The sequence below is a fragment of the Mycobacterium sp. E3298 genome (genome assembly GCF_001666895.1).
Lineage (GTDB): Bacteria > Actinomycetota > Actinomycetes > Mycobacteriales > Mycobacteriaceae > Mycobacterium.
Genome location: NZ_LZJB01000389.1, coordinates 1 through 8,248, shown reverse-complemented (window position 1 = coordinate 8,248; position 8,248 = coordinate 1). Strand labels below are relative to the sequence as shown.

Here is an 8,248-nt window from a genome sequence, read left to right as displayed (position 1 = left end):
CCGGGGCGCCGCGACTGCGGACGGCGTTTGCCGAGGCGGGCCTCGACGGGATCCGGCCCGCGCAAGCGGTGGCGCTCGTCCCACTGGCTGCCGGCGGGCTGCATGCATCGGATCTGGCCGATCGACTCCGCGTCAGCCGGCAAGCGGTGGCCCAGGCGGTCGCGGGGCTGGAGCGCCATGGCTACGTCACCCGAGCGGCAAACCCGCTCGACGCGCGGGCCCGGATCATCGAGCTGACGCCCCGGGGCCGCCAGGCGCTACGCGTAATGCGTTCCAACGCAGTTGATTTGGAAGGACGGTGGGAGCAGGTCCTGGGCCGGCAGCGGCTGACCGAGCTGCGCGAGACCTTACAACTGCTGCTTGCCGACCACAACGAGACGGCCGGGGACTGACGCCGGCCGGAAATTCCCGTGTCTAGATCGTCGCCGACGGCCTACGCTCGACCCAAGACAGTGAACAGGAGTCCACGTGCCCATCTTCATGGTCGAGCGCAACTTTGCCGAGGAACTGGAACCCGGCCTCGAGGTCGCGGACGGCATCAACCGGATCAACGACCAGGAGGGCGTTCGCTGGATGTACTCGTTCCTGTCGGCGGACAAACGGAAGACCTACTGTCTGTACGAGGCGCCGTCGCCCGAGGCCATCCGGGCCGCGGCCGCGCGCGCCGGTCTGCCCGCCGACTCCGTGGTCGAGGTGAGGGACCGGCTGATGCCGGACGGCGCCCTGTCCGACATCTGAGTGCGCTACCCGAGCAGTTCGTGATCGGCCGCGTACATCGCCGCCTGCGTGCGGTTCGCGGCGCCCGTTTTGATCAGGATGTTGCGCACGTGGTTGGCCGCGGTGTTGGTGCTGATGAAAAGGCGTTCTCCGATCGCGCGATTGCTCAGCCCCTCGGCGAGCAACCGGAGCACCTCGACCTCCCGTTCGGTCAGGCCGTCCGGACCCAGGGAACCGGCGGTCAGCACCGAATCCGCCAAGTCCACAACCCGGGTCTGGCCGATCGCACCGGCGATAACGCGGGCCTCCTCCGCGAGGGACCGGGCGGCTTCGGCGCGACCGCACGACGCGGCGAACAACGCGTGTCGGGCCAGCGTCTCGCTGATATGGACCACCGAGCCCATCCGGCGGTCCATCTCGATTGCCGCGGCGAAGTGCCGCTCGGCCGCGGCGCCGTCCCCACAAAGCGCCGCGATGCGGGCCAGGTATCGGTCCGCGCTGCCGAACAGCGCGACGAATTGCCCGGCTACCAAGTTCTTTCCGACATAACGCATGACGAACGGGCGCAGCGCGTGGACCGCTTCACGGTGGGACAGCTCCAGTGCCGCCTCGACCATGAACACCAGCTCCATCGGCCACTGCGCATCCTCGAGGCGGTCACCCAGGTTGCGGTTGACCAGTTGGTTGAGCGCACGGGTCATGCCACGTTCGCACTTGAGCTCGGTGTAAAGGGCGAGCAGCCCGGGCACCCAGCGGCCGGTGAACGTTTCACTGCCGTCGATGAATTCGCCGAACCTCTTCAGATCGCCGGTCTCGCGGCGGATCATGAACATCTGTACCCCGTTGGACCCCTCGGTGTCGTCCGCACCGAACAAATCCCCTGTGCGCAAGGCGATATCGGCCCATCGTTCTGCACCGGCGAAGTCACCGCGCAGATAGGCCAGCGCTTGCTCGATGCACGCGCCGACGAAGCCGAAGGCGGGTTGTCCGCAGGTCTGCGCCGCTCGCCGCATGTCGGCGGTCGCGGCCGCAAGGCCGTCGGGCCGGCCTGCCAAGTAGCTGACCATGGCGTGAAAGTGTGACGCCGCACCCAGCGATTCGTAGTCGCGGCGCGACATCGCCATGCGCGACACCTCGGCCGCGCGCTGCGCCTGGATTTCGCTCATCTCGGGGGTAAGGCCTTGCCACAGACTGGTTTTCAGCGTGTGCAGGAGCACCGCCGCATCCTCGATGGCCCGTGCGCGCTCGATCGCATCGGCGCCGACCTCACGGGCCCGGGCCGCCTCGCCCGCGAAAGCCAGCGCGCGGCCGAAGCTGCCGAGTGCCCCCACATAGCGTGGGTCCTCGGCCGGCAATCCGCATGTTTCCAGAGCCGCCGCCAGCAAGTCCGCCGCCTTCGAATTCGACTGCCCGGGGCGCCAATTGGCTTCCTCGTAGCCGACGGCGGCCTCCAGCCGCATCAGCGGGTCGTCCATCCCGCCGATGCGTTCGTAGATGGTCCGCGCCCGCGCGAACGAGCCCCCGCGCACGTGGTTGGCGGCCGCGTCGAGGTGCAGTCTGGCCCGGTCGGTGAGGTTGAGTTCGGGAAGCGACGCCGCCCGCTCGAACCACTTCGCCGCATCCTCGTAGGCCAGGCTCTGTTCGGCCATCCGGGCCGCCTGGCGCGCGTATCGCAACGCCTGCTCGTGGTAACCCAGGACGTGCGCCACCAGAAAGTGGTTGGCCAGGCGCGGCACGAGCGACGGGTCGGCGCGTCCCTCGAGCGCTTCGGCGGCGCGCGCGTGCATGATCCGCAGCCGCGACGCGGCCATCCCGCCCAGCACCGATTCGCGGGTCAGCGCGTGCACGAACGCGAATTCGCCGTCGGAGTCGTGGACCGCGCGGACCAGGCCGACGGCCTCGGCCGAATCGATCGCCGCCAGCGTCGCGCCGACCTCCGTCTCGCACGTCGAGATGAGCGCGGGCAGATCGAACGTCTGGCCCAAGACCGCGGCCTGCTCGATCACCGCCCGCACGGCGGTCCCCAGCCCGGCAAGGCGGCGGGCGATCGCATCCCCGATCGACGCGGGAACCGTCTGCTGCGTGCTCAAAGTGGCAAGCCCACCGCGGATTTCGAGGTCGTTGACCAGTTCGGTGAGGAAGAACGGGTTCCCGCCGGTCCGCTCGCGCAGTAGGGCGGCGGCCGTGCGCGCCGACGCCGGGGCCAGCTGCTGGGTTCGGGCCACGAACTCGGCGATGGCCTCGGTGTCCAGCCCCGCCAGGTCCAGGCGCCGCACCCCGTCGAACCGGTGCAGTTCGGCCAGCCGGGTCGCCAGTTCATCGGATCGGTCGGGCTCGGTCGTGCGGAAGGTGACCACGACCAGCACCCGTGCGTCGGCGCAGCCGATCAATACATGCTCGAGCAGCGCGAGGGTGGGGAGCTGTGCCCAGTGCAGGTCGTCGAGGATCAACGCGACCGGGCGATCGGCCGCCAGACGCCGCAGGTATCCGGTCAACGCGTCGAAGAGGGCCTGTCTCGCCGATCCGACGTCCGGCGCCGTGCCGTCACCGGAGAGGTGCCGGTCCACGTGCGGTGACAGCCGCCGCAGTTGCGGGCCTATTTCGCCCAACGGCTCCGCCATCGACCCCGGCGGACCGGCGATCAGCAGCCGATCAAGCGCTTCAGCGAAGGGCGCGTAAGGCAGATCCTCGTCGGCGCTCGAGCTTCCCACGAGCACCGCGACGTCGTGTTCGAACAGCGTCCCGGCCACCTCCGCGGCCAGGCGCGTCTTACCGGCTCCGGGCTCACCGCCGATGAAGACCGCCTGGCGGTTGCCCGCCTCGACCCGCTCCCAGGCGTGCTCGAACACCGCGAGTTCCGCGTCACGGCCCACGAGCGGGCCGCGGCGACGAGCGATGAGTTCGGCCGGGAGCGGGGGCGGCACCCACTGCGCCATGCAAACAAGGTAACCACGGTGATGTGGGCGGGTCGATAGTCAGATGTGACTATCGTGGAATGCCTCGGAAATGCTCGGTTGTGGTCATGACGCGCGGCTCGCCGGCCTCGTAACGTCGCGGCATCAACACCCGCGAGCAAACAAGGAGGTGTGAGCGATGAGCCTCACAACCGCAACCGATGATTTCCGGGCCCGGCTCGGCTCGCAGGTGATCCTGCCGGACGATCCCGCCTACGACGACGCGCGCGCGCTGCACAACGCCATGATCGACAAGCGGCCGGCGGTGATCGCCCGCTGCCAATCGGCCGGCGACATCGCGGGCGCGCTCGAATTCGCCCGGAGCTCGAACCTGCCGGTAGCCGTCCGCGGCGGCGGCCACAACGGACCCGGGTTCGGTTCGGTCGACGGCGGCCTCGTCATCGATCTGTCGCTGATGAACCGCGTCGACGTCGACCCCGAACGGCGCACCGCCCGGGTGCAAGGCGGCGCGACGTGGGCGCAGGTCGACGGCGCCACGCACGCTCATGGTCTGGCGACGCCGACCGGCATCATCTCGACCACCGGTGTCGGCGGCCTGACCCTCGGCGGCGGCCACGGGTACCTCACCCGCAAGCACGGCCTCACGATCGACAACCTGTTGGAGGCCGAAGTGGTGCTGGCCGACGGCAACGTGGTGACGGCATCGGAATCCGAGCATCCCGACCTGTTCTGGGCGCTGCGCGGTGGCGGGGGGAACTTCGGCGTGGTCACCTCGTTCACGTTCCGCCTGCACCCGGTCCACACGGTGATCTGCGGCCCCACGGCGTGGCCCTCGTCGCACACCGCCGACATCCTGTCGTGGTACCGGGACTTCATGCCCGCGCAAGACGAGGACCTGTACGGATTCTTCGCGGCCATGACGGTCCCGCCGGTGGCGCCGTTCCCCGAGGCGTTCCACCTGCACAAGGCCTGCGCCGTGATGTGGTGCTACACGGGTGATCCCGCGGGCGCCGAAGAAGCGTTCGCGCCGATCCGCCAGATGGAACCCGCCTTCGACGGCCTGGGCGCCGCCCCCTACCCGGCGCTGCAGTCGACCTTTGATGGCCTGTATCCCAAAGGGCTGCAATGGTATTGGCGCGGCGACTTCGTCCGCACCCTCCCCGACGCATCGGTCGAGGTCCACGCCCGCTTCGCCGAGGAGCTGCCGACCATGCACTCCACGATGCACCTGTACCCCATCGACGGTGCGGTGCACCGCGTCGGCCAGACGGACACCGCGTGGGCGTACCGGGACGTGAACTTCTCGCAGGTGATCGCGGGGGTCGACCCGGACCCGGCTAACGCGGAGCTGTTGAAACGCTGGACCGTCGACTACTGGGACGCAACGCACCCGTACTCGGCAGGCGGTGCCTACGTGAACTTCATGATGGACGAGGGCCAGGAGCGGGTGCGGGCGACCTATGGCCCGAATTACCAGCGGCTCACCGAGATCAAGGCGCAATACGACCCGGACAACGTCTTCCACATCAACCAGAACATCCGGCCCGCGAGGTAGCGCGGCACTTCTAGCGGAAGGCACCTCTTGATCAGTCGGGACGTCGACGCCGACGCGGTGGCCGACTTGGCGGTGTCTCCACCCCGAGCCGCGTTGGCCGCGACCGTTGACGACGAAATTCATGTCCTGCCCGTGCATGTGAGCCTGGAGACCCCCGCCGACCCCACGCGATCGCCGCGCGTCGTCCGGGTCCCGGATGGCGGCCCAGATCTCGCCGGACGCAACGTGGTTGTGCTCGCCGACGACGGACCGCAGTGGTTTCGGCTGCGTTCGTTGACCGTCAGAGGAATGGCCGAGGCGATGGGTGCTCGCGCATATCGGATCGTGCCAGATCGGATCGTGGCCTGGGACTACGGTTCGCTTCGCGAGGTACCGGCGTCGCGCGTGCCTTCGGACCGGCGGAATGCGTTTTCTGGGGTTGACCAGACGAACGGTATCAGCCCCCTGAGGTCCCCGGAACTTACTGCGGCGCTGAAAGATTCGCGGGTCGTGGTGGTCGCCACCCGGTCAAGGAAGGGCACGCCATTCGCGGTTCCGCTGTGGCTCGTTCCGCACGGCGGCCGCATCTATGCGACGACGTCGGCGTCGTCGTGGACGGTGGGGAATGTGATTGCCACGTCGGAAGTGGCCTTATTGTTCGGCGGTGAGCGCACGGGCGACCCCGGCCGGCTCCTCGTGCGAGGACATGCCCGTGCGGTCCTCGGGGCGCCGCCGCCCGTAGTGATCGCCCGGATCGCTTGGCGCTACTACCTGAAACCGGAGTTCGCGGCAGTCGAGCTGATGCATGCACGCCTGTGGGCGCTGCGACTGCGGTACTACCTCCAGTCGCGGGCCGCGTACGTTGTGATCACGCCCGAGGCGGCGACTGGAGGCCGGGTGCCGTAGGCGACACGAGCGGGGAAGCAAGCCGCCGGGCGCGGGGCGTCGCGCCGGATTATCGTCATCCCATGGATGATCCGCAGGTCTACCGCCGTCTCGCCCTGCTGGAGCAGCAGGTGCGCCTGCTGTCCGAAAGGCTCGAGCTCCCGTGCCCGACGTTCGGCAGCAACGCGGGCGCCACCGCGCCGGGCGCATTCGAGAACGGTGTGCCCGCGGAAGTCGTCGGCCTCGCCCGGTCCGGCAACAAGATCGCCGCGATCAAGCTGTACCGGGAGCTGACCGGCGCGGGCCTGCGCGAGGCGAAGGAAGTCGTCGACCCGCTTTAGGGCATCGACCGAGGTGATGCGACCTCGAAACGGTGGGGGGAAGGGCCGGTAGCCTCATCGCCCGCGGCGCGATGGAGGACAACGAGATGCCCGAGGGCGTGCAACGCGGATTACGCTCGGGCGCAAACGGATTCGTGGAGTTCGGCAGGCACGAAAGCGCCATCGGGCATTTTCATGCCCCGCTTGATGGGCGCCTCGCCGTGATCGCCGGGCGCTAGGGCGTCTTGAGAAAGACGTCGTTGAGCGTGACGGTGCGCAGGTTGCGCGAGCGGATGACGTCGACCAGCTGCGGATAGACGTGGGTCACCGGCGGGTGATTGAGGTGTCCGATGACGATGGCCTGCGGGGTGAAGTACTGATCCGCCATCTGGACGATGTATTCCTCGGTGATCAACGTCGAATCCGACAGCGACCCCGACCACAACGTCGGCACCGTATAGCCCAGGTCGGCGGCGATGGCGTCGACGACTGCGTTGCGCTTCGCGTACGGCGGGCGCCAATACGGCTTTGCCCCGACCCCGTACGTCTTCTTGAGGAACTCGTCGTTGCGGGTGAGCTGCTGGGCGATCTGGTCCTTCGGCAGCGTCGTCAGATCGGGGTGCGACCACGTGTGGTTGCCGAGTTGGATCTGCCCGCTGTCGACCAAGGGCCGCAGCATGTCCGCGTTCTCGGTCCAGGAGTCATAGGTGCCGTTGACGAAGTAGGTCAGTCGCACACCGGTGTCTTTGGCGAACTGCGTGTAGGCGCGCACCACCTCGCTGTTGACGCCGTCATCGACGGTCAGCGCGAGCAGGTCGCCGTCGCCGGGAATCTTCGTCAGCGCGCCCCCGCCGGGCAGCGGGATGCGCGCGCTCGACGGCGGCGGCGGCAACAGGGCCGCCGGGGCGGCGGGTCCCGAAGTCGCCGCGGAATCCGCGGGTACGTCCGCGAAGGTTCGCGGCTGCGGGTCCACCACCAACCGCGCGGCGCCCACGCCGGCGACGACCGACGCGGCGAGCGAACCCAGGAACTGACGGCGATTCATCGCCGGCAGACGAAGGCCCGGAGCGAAGGCGCCCGACTGAACCCGTCGGTGGCTGCGCCGCGGCGCGGGCCGGGCCGACCCCCGGAGGGGTCGTCCGTCGCGCAGAAAATCCTCAGCCATCAGCAGCGAACCGTACCACTACCAGGGCGAACATTTCGGAGGCGTTACGGGAGGGCCACCTGTGAATTTTGTGATCAGTGTGGTTCACCGCCGCCGTGCTGGGGCAGCTGTACCGGCTCGGCCGCGGGCGTCCCCAGCGTGGAGGCCAGCCAGGGCAGCGCGGCTGCGAACGCCTGGGCGGCAAACGGCCAGTCATGCTTGCCCGGCTGACTGACCACGGCGCACGAGATGCCGTTGGCCGAGGCGGCCCCGCAGAGCGCGTTGGCGGCGGCGTCCTGGCCTTCCGGGTTGGCGGCGGGGTCGGTGCCGGCGGCGCCGGAGGTGGGGTTGGCTTCCTCGGCGACATTGCGCGGTTCGGACGACCCCGGGACGTCGAACCACCCCGACAGTCCGGTGTACCGACCATGCCGCGCGATCACCGTGAGCGGGTCGAAGCCGGCCCAGGCGGTTCGGTTGCCGTCGAACAGCTTGGCAATCGTTTGATCCCTGGGGCCCACGTTGGGGCTGCGGTCACCGGCGATGTCGACGAACGCGCTGAACAATTCGGGGTGCATCACGGCCAGGTCGACCGCGCAGGTGCCGCCCATCGACCATCCGGCGACGCCCCAGTTGGCTCGATCGGCGCTGACGGCGAAGTTCGACAACGACACCGAGTGCGTCAACGGCAGCCGCGGCAACGCCGCCGACCACCTGACCAAGGACGTCGTGCCGT

8 protein-coding genes and 2 pseudogenes are annotated in these 8,248 nt (G+C 69.0%); 7 read left to right on the top strand and 3 right to left on the bottom strand.

Translation table 11 applies throughout. From position 1 onward, the window contains the following. Both A9X05_RS18180 and A9X05_RS18175 read left to right on the top strand, forming a co-directional pair. A partial coding sequence (locus A9X05_RS18180; protein WP_067783179.1) for a MarR family winged helix-turn-helix transcriptional regulator occupies window positions 1–392 on the top strand: 392 nt, incomplete at its 5' end. A gap of 76 nt (window positions 393–468) precedes the next feature. Then, a complete protein-coding gene (locus A9X05_RS18175) occupies window positions 469–738 on the top strand; it encodes a DUF4242 domain-containing protein (RefSeq protein WP_067752281.1) in 270 nt (89 codons plus the stop codon). Between the two features lie 5 nt (window positions 739–743). On the opposite strand, the gene A9X05_RS32610 is transcribed toward A9X05_RS18175, so the two are convergent. Beyond that, a complete protein-coding gene (locus A9X05_RS32610) occupies window positions 744–3,653 on the bottom strand; it encodes a helix-turn-helix transcriptional regulator (protein ID WP_067783176.1) in 2,910 nt (969 codons plus the stop codon). A gap of 157 nt (window positions 3,654–3,810) precedes the next feature. Here A9X05_RS32610 and A9X05_RS18165 point away from each other — a divergent pair, with 157 nt between their 5' ends. The 4 genes from A9X05_RS18165 (at window position 3,811) to A9X05_RS29905 (ending at window position 6,610) form a co-directional block, all read left to right on the top strand. Next, window positions 3,811–5,187, top strand: coding sequence for an FAD-binding oxidoreductase (locus A9X05_RS18165; protein WP_067759958.1), 1,377 nt, complete (start codon window positions 3,811–3,813; stop codon window positions 5,185–5,187). Window positions 5,188–5,280: 93 nt separating this feature from the next. Beyond that, window positions 5,281–6,072: a pyridoxamine 5'-phosphate oxidase family protein gene (locus A9X05_RS29910; RefSeq protein WP_156670235.1), complete on the top strand. Its 792-nt coding sequence runs from the start codon at window positions 5,281–5,283 to the stop codon at window positions 6,070–6,072. A gap of 62 nt (window positions 6,073–6,134) precedes the next feature. Next, window positions 6,135–6,392, top strand: coding sequence for a ribosomal protein L7/L12 (locus A9X05_RS18155; RefSeq protein WP_067759961.1), 258 nt, complete (start codon window positions 6,135–6,137; stop codon window positions 6,390–6,392). Window positions 6,393–6,463: 71 nt separating this feature from the next. After that, entirely contained in the window at window positions 6,464–6,610 is a 147-nt protein-coding gene (locus A9X05_RS29905; RefSeq protein ID WP_156670236.1) for a hypothetical protein, read from the top strand. Here the strand turns inward: A9X05_RS29905 and A9X05_RS18150 are convergent. Together A9X05_RS18150 and A9X05_RS18145 are read right to left on the bottom strand one after the other, a co-directional pair. Next, the gene (locus A9X05_RS18150) at window positions 6,607–7,416 is read right to left on the bottom strand and encodes a polysaccharide deacetylase family protein (protein WP_067759965.1); all 810 of its coding nucleotides are present in this window, start codon (window positions 7,414–7,416) and stop codon (window positions 6,607–6,609) included. The genes A9X05_RS29905 and A9X05_RS18150 overlap by 4 nt on opposite strands. A 194-nt stretch (window positions 7,417–7,610) precedes the next feature. Next, window positions 7,611–8,180 (bottom strand): annotated as a pseudogene (locus tag A9X05_RS18145) (alpha/beta hydrolase-fold protein); the annotation flags it as partial. Here A9X05_RS18145 and A9X05_RS32255 point away from each other — a divergent pair. Beyond that, window positions 8,173–8,248 (top strand): annotated as a pseudogene (locus A9X05_RS32255) (hypothetical protein); the annotation flags it as partial. The pseudogenes A9X05_RS18145 and A9X05_RS32255 sit on opposite strands and share 8 nt — an antisense overlap.